Raw genomic sequence first — 16,535 nt, 5'->3', positions numbered from 1 at the left:
TTCCGAAGTTTCCTGCGACCGGTGCCGCGACCGGAATCCGAGGGGGCAGAGTGAGCGAACCGCACGGGCACCCGCAAGAACCGCACGTAACTCTCGACGCGGTGGCCCGCACGGCGGGGGTCTCCCCCGCGACGGCGTCCCGCGCCCTGAACGGAACCACCCGCGTCCGCGACGACCTGTTACGCCGGGTCCGCGCCGCGGCCGACGAACTCGGCTACATCCCGAACGCCCACGCGCAGGCCCTTGCCAGCGCCTCCAACAACACGGTCGGCGTCATCTGCCACGACGTGGGCGACCCGTACTTCGCCGCGATCGCCAGCGGCATCATGGCGCGGGCCGCCGAGCGCGGTCTCCTTGTGATGCTGTCCAGCACGTTCCGCGCACCCGAGCGCGAGATCGCGTACATCTCCATGCTGCGAGCACAGCGGACCCGCGCGATTGTGCTCATCGGTTCGGGCTTCCAGGATCCTGCGTGGGAGCGTTCGCTGGAGTCCGAGATCGCTCCCTATCTGCGCGGCGGGGGCCGGGTCGCGGTCGTGAGCCGGCACCGCAGTCTGCGCGTCGACACGGTGCTGCCGGAGAACCGGGCGGGGGCGGCGGCGCTCGCCCGCGCGCTGCTCGGCCTCGGGCACCGGGAGTTCGGGGTGCTCGCCGGGCCCGTGCGGCTGACGACCGTCGCGGACCGGCTGGCCGGATTCCGGCAGGGTCTCGCCGAGGCGGGGGTGCACCTTGCGGACGAGTGCGTGGTCGAGGGCGCCTTCACACGCGACGGCGGTTACGCGGCGGCGAGCGAGCTGCTGCGCCGGGGCCCGCGGCCCACGTGCGTCTTCGCCGTCACGGATGTGATGGCCGTGGGGGCGCTCGCCGCGTTCCGCGACCACGGACTGCGCGTCCCTCAGGACATCGCACTGGCAGGCTTCGACGACATCCCGCTGGTCCGCGAGCTGACCCCGCCCCTCACGACGGTGGCCCTCCCCCTGACGGGCATGGGCCGCGCCGCCCTCGATCTCGCGCTGCGCGAACCGAGGGGGCCGCGCTCGCGGGTGGAGCGGATCGTGGGTGAGGTGCGGATACGGGCGAGCACGGGGCGCCGGGACGACCCGAAGGCGGATGCCCCGGCTACTCGGCCGCTTCCCCCAGCGCTTCCAGGACCGGCCTGATCAGGGGGTGCTCCTCCGCTCCGCAGCGGACCGCCGCGAAGACCCTGCGGGTCGGCGCCACCCCGTCGACCGGGCGGACGACCGCGTCGGACAGGTCCATGCCGCGCAGCGCCGAGCGCGGGACGAGGGCGACGCCCGCGCCCGCCGAGGCGAGGGCGACGACGGCGCGGAAGTCGTCCGAGGAGTGTTCGACGCGCGGCTGGAAACCGGCGTGCTCGCAGGCCAGGACCACCACGTCGTGGCACGGGTTGCCGGGGAACGGGCCGATCCAGGTGTCCTTGGCCAGCTCGGCGAGCGGCACCCGGTCGGACGCCGCGAGCCGGTGCGCGGCGGGAAGCACCGCGTCGAACGGCTCCGCGTACAGCGGTACGCGCGTGAGGCGGGCGTCGTCCGCGCCCGGCGCGCCCCGGTACTCGACGGCGACCGCCACGTCGACCTGCCGGTCGAGGACCATCGGCAGGCTCGCGTCGCCCTCGGCGTCCTGGACGCGGATCCGGATGCCGGGCGCCGTCCGCGCGAGGCGGGCCAGGGCCGGGCCGACGACCAGGCCGATCCCGGTGGCGAACGCGGCGACGGTGACCGTGCCGGCCGCCCCCGAGCTGTACGCGGCGAGCTCGGCCTCCGCCCGCTCCAGCTGGGCAAGGACCACGTTCGTGTGCGTGAGCAGGATCTCGCCCGCCGGGGTGAGCCGGACGCCTCTCGCGCCCCGCTCGACGAGCCGGTGGCCGGTCTCCTGCTCCAGGGCGGTCAGCTGCTGGGAGACCGCCGACGGGGTCAGATAGAGCGCGGCGGCAGCCGCCGTCACGGTGCGGTGGTCGGCCACCGCCCGGAGGATGTGCAGCCGCCGCGCTTCGATCATGCGACCGATTCTCCCAAATGTGCCGCCGATGTCCGAACCGGGGGCCGGTGGCCCCCGGTCAGCTCGCGGCCCCGGCGGACTCCGCGTCGAGCTCCGCGCGCGCCGCGACGAAGGCGTCCACGGCCCGGTTCACGTCCTCGGTGGAGTGCGCCGCGGAGAGCTGGACACGGATCCGGGCCTTGCCCTGCGGGACGACCGGGTACGAGAAGCCGATCACGTACACGCCACGCTCCAGGAGCAGCTCGGCCATGCGGCCCGCGACGGACGCGTCGCCGATCATGACGGGCGCGATGGCGTGGTCGCCGGGCAGGATGTCGAAGCCTTCCTGGCCCATGCGGGTGCGGAAGAGCGCCGTGTTCGCGGCGAGCCGCTCGCGCAGCTCACCGGCCGACTCCAGGAGGTCGAGGACCTTGAGGGAGGCGGCCGCGATCACCGGGGCGAGGCTGTTGGAGAAGAGGTACGGGCGCGAGCGCTGGCGCAGCAGCGCGACGATCTCGGCGCGGGCGGCGACGTAGCCGCCGGAGGCGCCGCCGAGCGCCTTACCGAGAGTGCCGGTGATGATGTCGACGCGGTCCATGACGCCGTGCAGCTCGGGGGTGCCGCGGCCGCCGGGGCCGACGAAGCCGACGGCGTGCGAGTCATCGACCATGACCATGGCGTCGTAGCGGTCGGCGAGGTCGCAGATCTCGCGCAGCGGCGCCACGTAGCCGTCCATGGAGAAGACGCCGTCGGTGACGATGAGGCGGCGGCGCGCGGACTGCGCCTCCTTCAACTGCCGCTCCAGGTCCGCGAGATCGCGGTTGGCGTAGCGGAAGCGGCGGGCCTTGGAGAGGCGGATGCCGTCGATGATCGAGGCGTGGTTCAGCGCGTCGGAGATGACGGCGTCCTCCTCGCCCAGGAGCGTCTCGAACACACCGCCGTTGGCGTCGAAGCAGGAGGAGTAGAGGATCGTGTCCTCCTGGCCGAGGAACGCGGACAGGCGCGCCTCGAGCTCCTTGTGGACCTCCTGGGTGCCGCAGATGAAGCGGACGGAGGCCATGCCGTAGCCCCAGCGGTCGAGCGCCTCGTGGCCGGCGGCGATGACCTCGGGGTGGTCGGCGAGGCCGAGGTAGTTGTTCGCGCAGAAGTTGAGGACCTCGCCGGGGCGGCCGCCCGCGGTGACGGCGACCGTCGCGGACTGCGGGGTGCCGATGACGCGCTCGGGCTTGTGCAGGCCCGCGGCGGCGATCTCGTCGAGGGTGGCCTGGAGACCGTCGCGTACGGAGTCGAACATGGTGACTTCCTTTAAAAGAAGAGGTCGGTCAGGAGGTCGGGGCTTGGCGGGCTGTGCTCAGAGGGTCCAGTCGAGGATGACCTTGCCGCCGCGGCCGCTGGCCGCGTCGTCGAAGGCCGCCTCGAAGTCGCGGTGGCTGTAGCGGCCCGTGATCACGGGGGCGAGGTCGAGGCCGCCCTCCAGGAGGACCGACATCGCGTACCAGGTCTCGAACATCTCGCGGCCGTAGATGCCCTTGATCGTGATCATCGAGGTGACGATCCGGGACCAGTCGACGGCGAACTCCTCGGCGGGCAGGCCGAGCATGGCGATCTTGCCGCCGTGGGTCATGTTGGCGAGCATGTCGCGCAGGGCGACGGGGTTGCCCGACATCTCCAGGCCGACGTCGAAGCCCTCGCGCAGGCCGAGCGTTCGCTGTCCTTCGGAGATCGTGGACTCGGCGACGTTCAGGGCGAGGCTGACGCCGATCTTGCGGGCCAGGTCGAGCCGCTCCTCGCTGACGTCGGTGACGACGACATTGCGGGCGCCGGCGTGCCGGGCGACGGCCGCGGCCATCAGACCGATGGGCCCGGCACCGGTGATCAGGACGTCCTCGCCGACCAGCGGGAACGACAGGGCGGTGTGCACGGCGTTGCCGAACGGGTCGAAGATCGCGGCCACGTCGAGGTCGACGGGCACGCGGTGGACCCACACGTTGGCGGCGGGCAGAGCCACGTACTCGGCGAACGCGCCGTCTCGGCCGACGCCGAGGCCGACCGTGGACCGGCACAGGTGGCGCCGCCCGGCGAGGCAATTGCGGCACTTGCCGCAGACGAGGTGGCCCTCGCCGCTGACGCGGTCGCCGATGGCGATGTCCGGCACGTCACGGCCAGTCTCGACGACCTCGCCGACGAACTCGTGGCCGACGATCAGCGGCGCGCTGATCGCCTGCTGCGCCCAGCCGTCCCAGTTGCGGATGTGGAGGTCGGTGCCGCAGATCCCGGTCCTGAGGACCTTGATCAGCACATCTCCGTGGCCGATGCCCGGCTCGGGCACGTCCGTCAGCCACAGTCCCGGCTCGGACTTCTCCTTGACCAGCGCCTTCAACGCACGGCTCCCGTCGTCGCACCCCGCGTCACGGCATGCCGGGACCGGCAGCCGTGCGAGGGGAAGAGTGAAGTGACGGCACGGGCGGGCGCCTTGGTGCGGCTGCGGCGCCTGCTGCCGACGGAAGCAAATCTGCCGTACGGCGGCGCCCGTGGTCCATCGAGGATTTCTTAAGCGCCGCCGCAGGTTTCCTTCAGGCCACCACTGGTGCGGGCTACGGGTGGACCAGTACGTGGGCGAGTGCCACGCGTCCCGTTCCCGTGAGCTCGATCCGTACGTAGCGGGCCTGGGTGCCCTTGTCGGTGTCCAGGACGGTGGGCCGCAGGGCCTTGCCCGGGACGTGGAGGGTCGTGGCGTCGGCGAAGTCCGCGGTGCGGGCCAGCTGGACGTCGAAGCCGGTCGTGGTCATCGACGTGTTGTTCCAGACCTCGACCTGCCCGACGTCCTGTACGGAGCCGAGGTCGACCTGCCACCAGGCGCCCGGCTCGGACAGGGTGCGGGTGTCGGTGGAGGTGTCGCCGTCGGTCGCGGCGGCCGCGGTGGCGGTGCCGTCCGTGGAGGACTGCGAGGCGGTGCCCGTGCGGGCGAGGTCTGGGCGCAGCTGTTCGACCCGGGCGTGGCCCTGGGCGCCCGCCGCGGCGGCGACCTTCAGGGCGTCGGCGGGGAGCCGGTCGAGCTTGGTGTGGTTGTCGGTCATGGCCGAGCCGGTGCCGGCGAGTGCGGGTGCGTCCGTGTCGGTCCAGTTGCCGGTGGCATGGTTGTCGATGCCGTAGTCGGCCCAGTTGGAGACCCACTTGTAGCCGAGGCGGGTGAGGACGTTGCCCTCGACGCGGATGTGGCTGGACTGTTCGTCGAGGTAGATGCCGTTGCCGTCGCGCTCGGTGTTGCCGAAGGCGCTGCGGTTGATGTAGTTGCCGGAGATGACAGTGCCGGGCTGGGCGCCCTGCGTGTAGATGGCGCCCCCGTCGTGCTGGTCGTGCTCGACGCGCATGACGTTCGTGATCCGGTTGTTCGTGATCCGGTTGTCGCGCAGGACGGACTTCTGCGCCTCGGGCTGGTTCCAGCCCCAGCCGACGGAGATGCCCGAGTAGGGCAGGTCGTCGAGGGTGTTGTGGTCGATGACGGTGGCGGCCTCGTAGCCGGCCCAGAGGCCGACGGCGTCGGTGAACTCCACTCCGGTGCGGCGGATGGTGTTGTACGCCACCGTGTTGCGCGCACCCACGAGTTCAGGAGTCGGCATGGGTTCCGTGTCCCCTATGTAGGCGGCTCCGGAGGACAGGTCGGTGAAGCGGGACCGGGTGACCTTCGAGTCCTGCGTACCGGCTTCGAACACGACTCCGGCGCCGCCGAGCCGGCTGAACTCCACCTGGTTCACGGTCACATGCCTGCCGCCGCGCACGGTGAGGGCGGCGGAGGGCTTGGTGTAGTAGCGGCCCGCGTGGTCGACGGGGCCGGTGGCGCCGGTGAGGACGAGTCCCGCCTGCATGCCGGCGTAGCCCTCGTCGGTGGAGGGCTGGTGCCAGGCCGCGTACTGGAGCGCGATGTCTTCGACGCGCACGTCGTGGGCTCCGTCGAGGACGAGGAGCCGCTCGGTGGCCGGGGTGACGGCCTTGGCGCGGCGCATGTCCTCGCCCTTGCGCGGCAGATAGGTGAGGGTGCGCGCGTCCGAGTTCCAGACGAACTCGCCTGGCTGGTCGAGGAGTTCGGGAGCGTTCTCGAAGTACTTGACCTTCGCGTAGCGCGAGGAGTCGACCGTGGTGGAGTCCCAGGCGGGGCCCGTGCGGTTGGTGCCGGATACGGAGTTGGTCCAACAGGGCTGGGCGAACGTCATGACGTCGCCGGTGACGGAGTCGATGCGGCAGTGGTAGCTGCGCCAGCGGACGCTGATGACGGCTTCGGCGTCGGTGGGGCGGGCCCAGGCAGCGATGCCGGTGGCCTTCGCGCCGGTCATGCCGGCCTTGGTGGCGTCGCACACGGAGGCGGCGCACGACGCGCCGCGTGCGCGCACGGCCCGTACCCCGTCGACGAAGAGCTGGCGGGGCGTGACGCCGTCGGTGACGTGCGTGGTCCAGGTCCCGTCGGTGTTGTCAGTCCAGCCCTTCAGGGGCCTGCCGCCGGAGAGTACGGGGTGTGCGCCTCGCGCGGCGGTCCAGGTGACGGTGTGCCCGTCGCGCCCGGAGTCGGCCGCGCCGACTTCCAGAGGTCCGCTCAACGTGTAAGTACCGTCGGCGAGTTCGACGCGTATGTCGCGTCCCTCGACGGTGCGGGCGGCGTCGCGAGCGCCCTCCAGGGTACAGGGGCGGCTGTGCGTACAGGCCGTGCCGGAGCCGTCGGGGGCGGCGTGCAGGACGCGGGCGGACGGCTCGGCGTGCGCGGCGGGGGCGGTGGACAGCAGGGCGGCCGTGGCGGCGAGCGCGACGGCGATGCGGGTGCCGTTCATGGTCGGCGTCAGCTCCAGTCGGGGTGGCCGGGCATGGGCGGGTTGTCCTTGCTGAACAGCCAGTCCTCCAGGAAGGGCCGCAGCGACGGGTCGTGCGTGACCCGTACCGCGTTGTCGATGAAGTCCTGGGAGTCGGCGTTGGCGTGCCGGTGTTTCGTGAGCCAGGACTTCATGATCGCGTCGTAGTCGTCCTGGCCGACCTGCTGGTTGAGGGCGTACAGCACGACGGCGGCCCCGTCGTAGATGTTGAACCCGCCGAGTTCGGTGGGCAGTCCGGGCGGCCCGTCGGTCTTGCGTACGGTGTCGAGCTTCCCGTACGCGGTCCGCATCTTGTCCTCCATGGAGGCGGTGCCCTGCTGGTCGGCCCACAGGGCCGCGTAGTAGACGGCGGGCCCCTCGTTCAGCCAGGCGCTCTGCCAGGTGGTGGGCGTGACCGAGTCGCCGAACCACTGGTGAGTCATCTCGTGGACCATGACGTTCGTGTACGTCGTCGACGTGGACGCGTCCTTGAACCAGCCCGGCCCGAACAGTGACAGGGTTTGGTTTTCCAACGCGTCGCTGTAGCCGTCGCGGACGATCTGCATCCCGTAGGTGTCGAACGGGAAGCCCACGCCGAGGGTCTTCTCCAGCCACGCGATCTGGCCGCCCGTCTGCTCGACGATCGGCCGGTACGTGGCGAGCTGGTCGTCGGGGACGTAGTGGCGCAGTTTCACTCCGTGCGGCCCCTTGCCGGTCAGCAGGGTCTGCTTCTCCACGGAGATGCCGAGGAGTTCGGAGGCCATGGGCGCGTCGAGCCGGAAGTCAGAGGTGGTCTTCCCCTCACCCGCCGGGCGGATGCCGGTCGCGGTGCCGTTGGCACCGGGCGTCCAGCCGTCGGGGGCGGTGAGGTGGAAGGTCCAGCTCGCCTTGTCCCTCGTGGTGTCGTTGACGGGGGCGAACGTGTCGGCGCGGGACGACTGCGCCGCGGAGGCGAACCCTCCGTCGCTCATGTAGCGCCAGCCCGGGACGCCGACCGGCTTCGTCTTCCCGTTGCCGTGATAGGTGACGGCGACCTCGAAGGGGCGGTTGTCGTGCAGGCCGCCGGCGGGGGTGACCGTCAGCTCCTGGCCGCTCTTGCCGAGCGATACGGCGAAGGCCGCGTCCTTGCCGTTGACCTTCACCGCGTCGATGGCGAGCGAGTCGATGTCGAGATTGAAGGAGGAGAGGTCCTGGGTGGCCTTCGCGCTGATCTTCATGGTGCCGGTGAAGTCGTACGTCACCGGCGTGAAGTCGAACGACAGGTCGTAGTGCCGGACGTCGTAGCCGCCGTTGCCGAGCGTCGGGAAGAGCGGGTCCCCGACACCGTCCGCGCCGGGCTTCGGGTCGAACGGGTGGGCCTGTGCGGGCGCGGCCACGGCGAGGGTCGCGGCGGCCACGACGGTGGCGATCGCGGCGCGTACGGTGCGGGTCACTTGGTTCCCTTCTGGGCGGCGTCCTCGGATTCGGAACGGCACGCAGAAATAGAGCAGGCCCGGCAGGGTCAGCAGCAGCATGACCTTGTCCCGCTTGAGCCGCTGCCCCAGCGAGAGCCGGTGAACTGCCCGTGGCGGGACGGGCATTGTGTCAGCCATGGGGCGGCAAGTTAGTAAGCGGTTACCCCTCGCGTCAATAGGTCTGGGCAACCGGTCTGGGCAACACCTGGGTTGGCCGAGTTTTCAACTGCCTGTTGGTAACGAGTATTTGTTGCTATCTCGCGCTGAGGCGAGCCAGGGTCAGAGTCGGCACGCTTGACGCTCACCCCTCGTGATCCCTAGCGTGCGGTGACTTCATAGAACACGTTTACTGTCCGGAGGCAGGGTGCGTACCACTGACGAGTCGCCGGTCCAGGCCGACTCCGCCGGCTCCACGCCGAGTGCGAGGTCCTGCTGACCGGCTGGGGCTGCCCGCCCATCGAAACGGACGTGCTCGACCGGGCACCGCGGCTGCGCGCGGTGATCCACTCGGCGGGCACGGTCAAGACGTTCCTGACCCCCGAGGCATACGGGCGCGGCATCGCGGTGTCGTCCGCCGCGGCCGCCAACGCCGTACCCGTCGCGGAGTTCACCCTCGCGGCGATCATCATGGGCGCCAAGCGGGCCTTCCCGCTCGCCCACCTCTTCCGCTCCCGCCGCTCCCACCGCACCGCGGCCGACCTCGACCGCCATCACTGGCTCGGCACCCACGGCATCACCGTCGGCGTGGTCGGCGCCTCACGCACCGGCCGTCGGGTCATCCAGCTGCTGCGCTCGATCGACGCGGACGTGCTGCTCCACGACCCGTTCGTGAGTGCCGCCGAGGCGGAGCTGCTCGGGGTCACCCGCACCGACCTCGACACCCTCGTCGCCACCAGCGACGTCGTGAGCCTGCACGCGCCGTCCACCCCCCTCACGCACCACTTGCTCGACGAGCGGCGCATCGCGCTGATGCGCCCGGGCGCCCTGCTCATCAACACGGCGCGCGGCCCGCTCGTCGACACCGAGGCCCTGACCGCGCACCTGGTCAGCGGCCGGATCGACGCCGTCCTCGACGTCACGGACCCCGAGCCGCTGCCCGCCGGTCACCCCCTGTGGGACCTGCCCAACGTCTTCATCACCCCGCACATGGCGGGGGCGCAGGGCAACGAGGTGGGACGGCTCGGCGCCCTCGCGGTCGACGAACTCGCCCGCTACGCGCGCGGGGTGCCGCTCAACCACCCCGTACTCCTGGAGGAACTGGAGCGGATCGCGTGAACCGGCGCACGGCGGAAGTCATAGGCTCTGCGCACGGAGAGGGCGCGGGACGGGTCGCGGCATCCGCCGCGCAGACCGGTGACCAGGACGGTCAGGAAAACCAGAACAAGCACGACGACCAGGGGGAGGTCCGGATGCCCCGGCAGGGCTCGACGGCGAACGGACGGCGCGCGACCGTCGTGGACGTGGCGCGGCTCGCGGGCGTGTCGACCGCGACTGTGTCCCGCGTGATGAACCGCAACTACCCGGTCGCGACCGCCACCCGCGAGCGCGTCGAGGACGCCATGCGCGAGCTGGGTTATGTGGTCAACGCCCATGCCCGCGCCCTGGCCGGTGTCTCGGGACGCACGGTCGGGATCATCATCAGCGACGTGGTCGACCCCTTCTACGCGTACATCGCGCGCGGCGTGGAACGCGAGGCGACGGCGGGCGGCCGGCTCTGCCTGGTCTGCAGCACCCAGGGCGACCCGCAGCGCGAGCTGGCGTTCATCGAGCTGATGCACGAGCGCCGCGCCGACGCGGTGATCCTCGTCGGCGGCAGCGTCGCCGACCGGGGCTACCGCACGGAACTCGCCCGCCGCGCCCGGGAACTGGACGCCGGCGGGTCGAAGCTCGTGCTGTGCGGCCGGCCCTCGCTCGACAAGGACGCGCCCACGGTCGGGGTGGAGTACGACAACGAGGGCGGCGCCTTCGCGATCACCGACCACCTCCTGACCAAGGGGCACGAGCGGATCCTGTACCTGGGCGGGCCGCCGGGGCTCTCCACCACCAAGGAACGGATCGCCGGCCACCGTCGCGCCCTGGAGCAGCGCGGGCTGCCGCGTGATCCGGCGCTCGTGCAGCCCGGTGCGTTCAGCCGCCAGTTCGGCCACCGCCGGATGACGGAACTGCTGTGCGACGGGCCGGAGTTCACCGCCGCCTTCGCGGCCAACGACATCGTGGCGGCGGGCGCGGCCCAGGCCTTGGAGGAGGCCGGGCTGCGGGTGCCGCAGGACGTCTCTCTGGTCGGCTACGACGACGTGCCCGTGGCGCAGGAGCTGCGGCCGCGCCTCACCACCGTGCACATCCCGCTGGAGGAGATGGGCCGCCAGGCCGTCCGCGTCGCCCTCGCGGGCGGAGACGAGGACGACTGGCGGGCCCCGACGACGGGCACGCTGCGCCTCGGTACGCATCTGGTGGTACGCGATTCCGTGGCGGCGCCGCGTGGGGTGCGGCGGCGCCGGGCGTGAGCCGCCGGGCTCCGGCCGGCGTTCCGCCGGCAGCGTTCTACGGCTTTCCGCCCGGCGCTGCTCATCGGATTCCTCCCTCAAGCCGTAGTAACAGAAAGAAACTTGCCGGGCCCTCTTGCGGCGGGATAGCAACCGCTTTCATGCTGGCGCGCAGCCCGCACGTCACTCCGATGCTGTTGATCCCCATAGGAGTCACCGTCCCGCTCACCGCACGTCCCTCCGCAGAGACGGAGCGCCTCCGGCTGCCGAGGCCGACCGTCGAACCGGCCACGCTGACCGACTGACTTGCCCGACCTGACTGACATCCCTGACCTGACTGGCCCGGAAGGGACCCACCGAACATGGACCTCACTCGCAGACAGACCCTGACCCTCGCGGGCGCGACCGCCGCGGCGGCGCTCCCCCTGACAACGGGCGTCGCGACGGCGGCGGATGCCGTGGAAGCGGCGGACGCCCCTGCCGCCGACGCCTTCGACGTACTGCTGGCGCGCGCCGAGGAGCAGCTCACCGGCGGCGCGTTCGACACCGCCGATCCGGACTTCGCGGCCGCAGTCAAGGCCCTCGACACGCAGGCGTCCGCCTGGTGGAAGGACCTCGACCGGAGTGCGGGCAGGGAAGCGCTGTGGGCCGACCTCTCCCCCGCGTCGGACCCCGCAATGTTCGGCCAGAGCTACCCGCGCCTGCGCACAATCGCCACCGCCTGGGCCACCCCCGGCACCTCGCTGACCGGCAGCCCGGAGGTCGCGGACACACTCGTCGCGGCGCTGAGCTTCCTGGGCGGCACCGGCTACAACCCGGCCCGCGCCGAGTCCGGCAACTGGTGGTTCTGGGAGATCGGCGCGCCCCGGGCGCTGATGGACACCTGCGTACTCCTGCGGTCGAAGCTGCCGGCTGCGGACCTGGCCGGACACGTCGCGACCGTCGCGAAGTTCTGCCCGAACCCGGACCGGCGCACCAACTCGCCCTCCCTCTCCGAGACCGGCGCGAACCGCGCCGACAAGGCCGTCATCGTGGCCCTGCGCGGGCTGCTCGCCCGGGACGCGGCCACGGTCACGCTGGCCCGTGACGGCCTTTCGGACGTACGGGACAGCGGGCGCCGCAGCCTGTTCACCTACGTCACCTCGGGCGACGGCTTCTACGAGGACGGGTCGTTCGTCCAGCACGACAGCGTCGCCTACACAGGGACGTACGGCAGTGTGCTGCTCGGCAGCGCGGGGCAGCTGATCGCGCTGCTCGCCGGGTCGGAGTGGGCCGTGAACGACCCGAAGGTGTCGGTGCTGTACGAGGCGGTGGAGCGGTCCTTCTCGCCCGTCATATTCGACGGGCTGATGATGGACGCGCTGCGCGGGCGGGCGATCTCGCGCGAGCGGGCCCGCGACTACAACGACGGTGCCGTGACGCTCACTTACATCCTCCGGCTCGCCGCGGGCGCCCCGGCCCCGTACGCCGAGCGCTGGCGCGCGCTCGCCAAGGGGTGGATCAGCCGCAACAAGGCCCATCCGTACGCGGGCCTCGTCGGCATCCCCGCTCTGGCGCGCGCGAAGACCGTCCTCGACGACCACGCGATACCGGCGGCGGAGCGTCTCACGGGTCATTTCTCGTTCGCCGACATGGACCGCGTGGTGCACCGGCGCCCCGGCTGGGCGCTCGCCCTGTCGCTCTCCTCGAAGCGCATCGCGGCGTACGAGGCGGGTAACGGCGAGAACCTGCACGGCTGGTACACCGGCGACGGCATGACGTACCTCTACGACGGCGACGACCTCGGCCAGTTCGGCGACGGGTTCTGGCCGACCGTCGACCCGTACCGGCTGCCGGGCACGACCGTGGACACGCGCGCGCGTGCGGATGTCGGCACGGGCGCCGGCACCGGCACGTACCGCCCGAAGAACGCGGTGGCGGGCGGCGCCGTCCTCCAGGACCAGTACGGCGCGGCAGCGATGGAACTCATCGCCGACGGCAGCACGCTGAAGGCGCGGAAGGCGTGGTTCTGCCTGGACAACGCGGTCGTCGCGCTCGGCGCGGGCATCACCGCGAGCGACGGCCGCACGGTCGAGACCGTCGTCGAGAACCGCAGTCTCCGCACTGGCGGGGCGCAGCGCCTCCTGGTGGACGGGCGGCGCCAACCCGGCGAGCAGGGCTGGTCCGCCTCGCTGTCCGGCGCCGACTGGGCGCATCTGGAGGGCACGGGTGGCTACGTCTTTCCCGACCATCCGGGACGCGCGCCCGGTGGCGTCCCGCTGCGCGCGCTGCGCGAGGAACGCACCGGCACGTGGGGCGCCCTCAACTCCGGTGCGGACACCGGCGGCGGCACCGACCCGGTCACGCGTCGCTACGTCACCCTGTGGTTCGACCATGGCTCCTCCCCCACCGACTCCTCGTACGCCTATGTGCTCCTGCCGGGTGCGAGCGCCGTGGCGACCGGGGTGTGGGCGTACTCGCGCCCCGTGCGGATCGTGGCGAACGACGCCACGGTGCAGGCCGTCGAGGCGCGCCGCCTCGGGCTCCTCGCCGCGCACTTCTGGGGTCCCGGGAGCGCCGCCGGACTCACGTCGTCCGGTCCGGCCACCGTCCTGGTGCGGCGGCACGGCGACGGCATCGCGGTCGCCGTGGCCGACCCCGGCCGCACCGGGACGACGCTCTCGGTCGAACTCCCCTTCCCCGTACACAAGGTGACGCGCGCCGACGACACGATCACTCTCACACCGGGCCGCCGCCCCGTTCTCACGGTCGACGTCGCGGGTTCACGCGGACACAGCCACACGGCCGAGCTGGCATGAGTACCTGTCCGACGGTTCCGACCGTCGACGTGCGCCCCAGGCGCGCATAGGGTCACCCCGGCCCGCCACTTCCGATCAAGGAGCGACACGCCCCCATGCCCGCACCGCACCTCTCGCTGCCGCCCACCGACCGTGTCCTGTCCCCGCTCACGGGCTGGACGCGCGCGCACTGGGAGGCGCTCGCCGACCGGCAGTTGGAGGCGCTCGTCCCGTACGCGACCCCTGGGTTCGCGCAGTACCGGCTGCCGGGGCGGGCCAGCTGGTCGGGGGTTGTGTCGGACGGGCTCGAGGGGTTCGCGCGGTCATTCCTGCTGGCCTCCTTCCGCATAGCGGGCGCGGGCGGGGACGTGGATACCCGACTCGTAGAACGCTACGCGCAGGGTCTGACAACCGGCACGGACCGCGGGCGCGGCACGGGCCTCGACGGCGAGGCGTGGCCCGAACTCACCGACTGCTCACAGCAGATGGTGGAGGCGGCGTCCATCGCGATCGGGCTGCACGAGACCCGCCCCTGGATCTGGGACAGGCTGGACTCCCGGGTGCAGGAGCGGATCGTGGACTGGTTCTCCGGCTTCGTCGGCGGCCGCACGTGGGACAACAACTGGCGTCTGTTCCAGGTGGTTTCGGAGCAGTTCCTGGCCTCGGTCGGGGCCCCGCACAGTCAGGACGACATCGACGGCGGCCTGGACCGTATCGAGGACTGGTATGTCGGCGACGGCTGGTACACCGACGGGGACGGCCGCAACTTCGACTACTACATCGGCTGGGCCATGCATCTGTACCCGCTGCTGTGGGCGCGGATGGCGGGCCCGGACGGCGACGGGGGCCGCGCGAAGGTCTACCGCGAGCGTCTGTCGCAGTTCCTCACCACCTACCCGCACTTCTTCGGCGGGGACGGCGCCCCTGTGCACCAGGGCCGCTCACTGACGTACCGTTTCGCCGCCACCACGCCCGTGTGGATGGGCGCGCTCGCGGACTGCACCCCGCTCGAGCCGGGGCTCACGCGGCGCCTCGCGTCGGGCACGGCGCGGCACTTCGTGGAGCGCGGCGTCCCCGACGAGCGGGGCCTGCTGCCGCTCGGCTGGTACGGGACGTTCCTGCCGACGACGCAGGCGTACTCGGGCCCCGCTTCGCCGTACTGGGCGAGCAAGGGATTTCTCGGACTGCTGCTGCCCGCCGGCCATCCGGTGTGGACCGAGCGCGAAGCGCAGCTGCCCGTCGAGAAGTCCGAGCGGGCCATCCAGTACACCGCGCTGCCCGCGCCCGGCTGGCTCCTGCACGGCACCCCCCACGACGGGATCGTGCGGCTGATCAACCACGGCAGCGATCACAACCCGCTCGACGGTCCCGCCACGGACGATCCGCACTACGCGAAGCTCGCCTACTCCACGGCTACGGCGCCCGAGGCGGCCCCGCACGCCTGGCAGCGGACCGTCGACAACCATGTGGCGCTCCTCGCGCCGGACGGCACCCCGTCGCGCCGCCGCCGGATCCACCCGGTCTCCTGCGAGGGGCGCGTCGCCTCGTCCCGCCATGACGCCCAACTGCCTGGATTCGACGAGGAGTTCCCGATCGAGTCGACGACCGTGCTGCACGGGCCGTGGGAGATCCGCGTGCACCGGGTGCAGGCTCCCGCGGGCGTGACGGTGCGCGAGGGCGGCTACGCGGTCGCCGACGAGACCAGCGTCCACGCCGAGCGAGGCCCAGGCTGGTCGCTGACGCGCACGGAGTCCGGGGTGACGAGCGCGGTGGTGGCGCTGCACGGCTGGGACGAGGAGTCCGGCATCGCACGGGAGGTCGAGGCCAACGCCTACGGCCCGCACTCGGCGACGCCGTACCTCCGTTCGGCCGGCCACCCCGGAGGATCCAGCGTGCACGTCACGCTGACTGTCCTGACGCGCGACGTCGTGCACCCACAGGCCCTGCGCGAGTCGATCTCATGCGTGGCGGACCCCGGGGACGGCGGACAGGTGCGGATCACGTTCCCCGACGGCGGGACGGTCACCGTCTGACCCCGTCATGTGTGGGCCCCGTACGTCGTCTGGGCGGGGGCGTGCGCCAGGAGGTGCCGGACGAGGGTGAGGAGGGTCTGGATGCCCGAGCTGGAGATCCGCGCGTCGCACCGCACGACGGGCACCTGCGGGTCGAGGTCGATGGCCGCCCGCACCTCGTCGGGGTCGTAACGGTAGGCGCCGTCGAACTCGTTGACGGCCACGATGAACCCCATGCCGCGCTCCTCGAAGAAGTCGACGGCGGCGAAGCAGTCCTCGAGACGGCGGGTGTCCGCGAGGATTACCGCCCCGAGCGCCCCCTCGGAGAGCTCGTCCCACATGAACCAGAAGCGTTCCTGTCCGGGCGTGCCGAACAGATACAGCACGTGTTCCGGATCCAGGGTGATCCGCCCGAAGTCCATCGCAACCGTCGTCTCGACCTTGTTCTCGATGCCTTCGAGGTCGTCGGTCTCGGCGCTGACCGTGGTGAGCAGCTCCTCCGTGCTGAGCGGGGCGATCTCGCTGACCGCGCCGACGAAGGTCGTCTTACCGACACCGAAGCCACCCGCGACCAGGATCTTCAGCGCGGTGGGGAAGGCGTCAGAGCTGTCGTCGTAGTCCATCGAGCACTGCCTCCAGTAGGGACCGGTCAGTGGGGTTGTCGTGGAACGTGGGGGGCTTGGTGGTGATCGCCCCGCAGTCGACGAGGTCGGACAGCAGGACCTTCGTGACGGCGGCGGGGAGTTTCAGATGGGCCGCGACCTCCGCGACCGATGTGGGGTGGGCACACAGTTTGAGCGCCTCACTGTGTTCGGGCCCCAGGTAGCCGAGAGGGGTGGCCCCGGTCGCCATCACCAGCGACAGGAGATCCAGCGAAGTGGTCGGCTGCGTCCGCCCGTTGCTCACCGTGTACGGGCGGACGAGGCGGCCGGCCGCGTCGTCGAGCCACGGCCCGTCCTGCGGGGCCGTCATG

General features: G+C 71.7%; 13 protein-coding genes. 6 read left to right on the top strand and 7 right to left on the bottom strand.

Going from position 1 to position 16,535, the window contains the following annotated elements; all coding sequences use genetic code 11:
- The first annotated feature begins 50 nt into the window (after nt 1–50).
- Nucleotides 51–1,160 carry a LacI family DNA-binding transcriptional regulator gene (locus ACY0PA_RS34890; protein ID WP_473081415.1) on the top strand — a complete coding sequence of 370 codons (1,110 nt, stop codon included), beginning with the start codon at nt 51–53 and terminating at the stop codon, nt 1,158–1,160.
- Here the strand turns inward: ACY0PA_RS34890 and ACY0PA_RS34885 are convergent.
- From ACY0PA_RS34885 to ACY0PA_RS34865, 5 genes are all read right to left on the bottom strand, one after another.
- Entirely contained in the window at nt 1,120–2,019 is a 900-nt protein-coding gene (locus ACY0PA_RS34885) for a LysR family transcriptional regulator (protein ID WP_473081414.1), read from the bottom strand. The genes ACY0PA_RS34890 and ACY0PA_RS34885 overlap by 41 nt on opposite strands.
- A 58-nt stretch (nt 2,020–2,077) precedes the next feature.
- Nucleotides 2,078–3,292 (bottom strand): glycine C-acetyltransferase, encoded by a 1,215-nt coding sequence (locus ACY0PA_RS34880; RefSeq protein ID WP_473081413.1) that lies wholly within the window; start codon nt 3,290–3,292, stop codon nt 2,078–2,080.
- Between the two features lie 57 nt (nt 3,293–3,349).
- The gene (tdh, locus tag ACY0PA_RS34875) at nt 3,350–4,378 is read right to left on the bottom strand and encodes an L-threonine 3-dehydrogenase (protein ID WP_473081412.1); all 1,029 of its coding nucleotides are present in this window, start codon (nt 4,376–4,378) and stop codon (nt 3,350–3,352) included.
- Nucleotides 4,379–4,592: 214 nt separating this feature from the next.
- On the bottom strand, nt 4,593–6,818 hold the full coding sequence (locus tag ACY0PA_RS34870; RefSeq protein WP_473081411.1) for a right-handed parallel beta-helix repeat-containing protein: 2,226 nt from the start codon (nt 6,816–6,818) through the stop codon (nt 4,593–4,595).
- Between the two features lie 8 nt (nt 6,819–6,826).
- On the bottom strand, nt 6,827–8,428 hold the full coding sequence (locus ACY0PA_RS34865; protein WP_473081410.1) for a M1 family metallopeptidase: 1,602 nt from the start codon (nt 8,426–8,428) through the stop codon (nt 6,827–6,829).
- 330 nt (nt 8,429–8,758) lie between these two features.
- Here ACY0PA_RS34865 and ACY0PA_RS34860 point away from each other — a divergent pair, with 330 nt between their 5' ends.
- From ACY0PA_RS34860 to ACY0PA_RS34840, 5 genes are all read left to right on the top strand, one after another.
- Complete coding sequence (locus tag ACY0PA_RS34860; protein WP_473081409.1) at nt 8,759–9,565, top strand: hydroxyacid dehydrogenase; 807 nt, start codon at nt 8,759–8,761, stop codon at nt 9,563–9,565.
- Between the two features lie 134 nt (nt 9,566–9,699).
- On the top strand, nt 9,700–10,794 hold the full coding sequence (locus tag ACY0PA_RS34855) for a LacI family DNA-binding transcriptional regulator (RefSeq protein WP_473086529.1): 1,095 nt from the start codon (nt 9,700–9,702) through the stop codon (nt 10,792–10,794).
- A gap of 140 nt (nt 10,795–10,934) precedes the next feature.
- Nucleotides 10,935–11,078: a hypothetical protein gene (locus ACY0PA_RS34850; protein WP_473081408.1), complete on the top strand. Its 144-nt coding sequence runs from the start codon at nt 10,935–10,937 to the stop codon at nt 11,076–11,078.
- A 57-nt stretch (nt 11,079–11,135) separates the two neighbouring features.
- Entirely contained in the window at nt 11,136–13,571 is a 2,436-nt protein-coding gene (locus tag ACY0PA_RS34845; protein WP_473081407.1) for a polysaccharide lyase 8 family protein, read from the top strand.
- 95 nt (nt 13,572–13,666) lie between these two features.
- Complete coding sequence (locus tag ACY0PA_RS34840) at nt 13,667–15,583, top strand: DUF2264 domain-containing protein (protein ID WP_473081406.1); 1,917 nt, start codon at nt 13,667–13,669, stop codon at nt 15,581–15,583.
- 5 nt (nt 15,584–15,588) lie between these two features.
- Here ACY0PA_RS34840 and ACY0PA_RS34835 read toward each other — a convergent pair whose 3' ends face one another.
- Together ACY0PA_RS34835 and ACY0PA_RS34830 are read right to left on the bottom strand one after the other, a co-directional pair.
- Nucleotides 15,589–16,185, bottom strand: a complete 597-nt coding sequence (locus ACY0PA_RS34835) for a GTP-binding protein (RefSeq protein ID WP_100591715.1) — start codon at nt 16,183–16,185, stop codon at nt 15,589–15,591.
- Nucleotides 16,163–16,534 (bottom strand): DUF742 domain-containing protein, encoded by a 372-nt coding sequence (locus ACY0PA_RS34830; protein WP_473081405.1) that lies wholly within the window; start codon nt 16,532–16,534, stop codon nt 16,163–16,165. Before ACY0PA_RS34830 ends, ACY0PA_RS34835 begins: the two co-directional genes overlap by 23 nt.
- Between the last annotated feature and the right edge of the window lies 1 nt (nt 16,535).

This window comes from Streptomyces sp. DS1-CR2 (assembly GCF_055760475.1).
The sequence above is the reverse complement of the archived record's forward strand: the minus strand, read 5'-3'. Positions and strand labels throughout refer to the sequence as shown.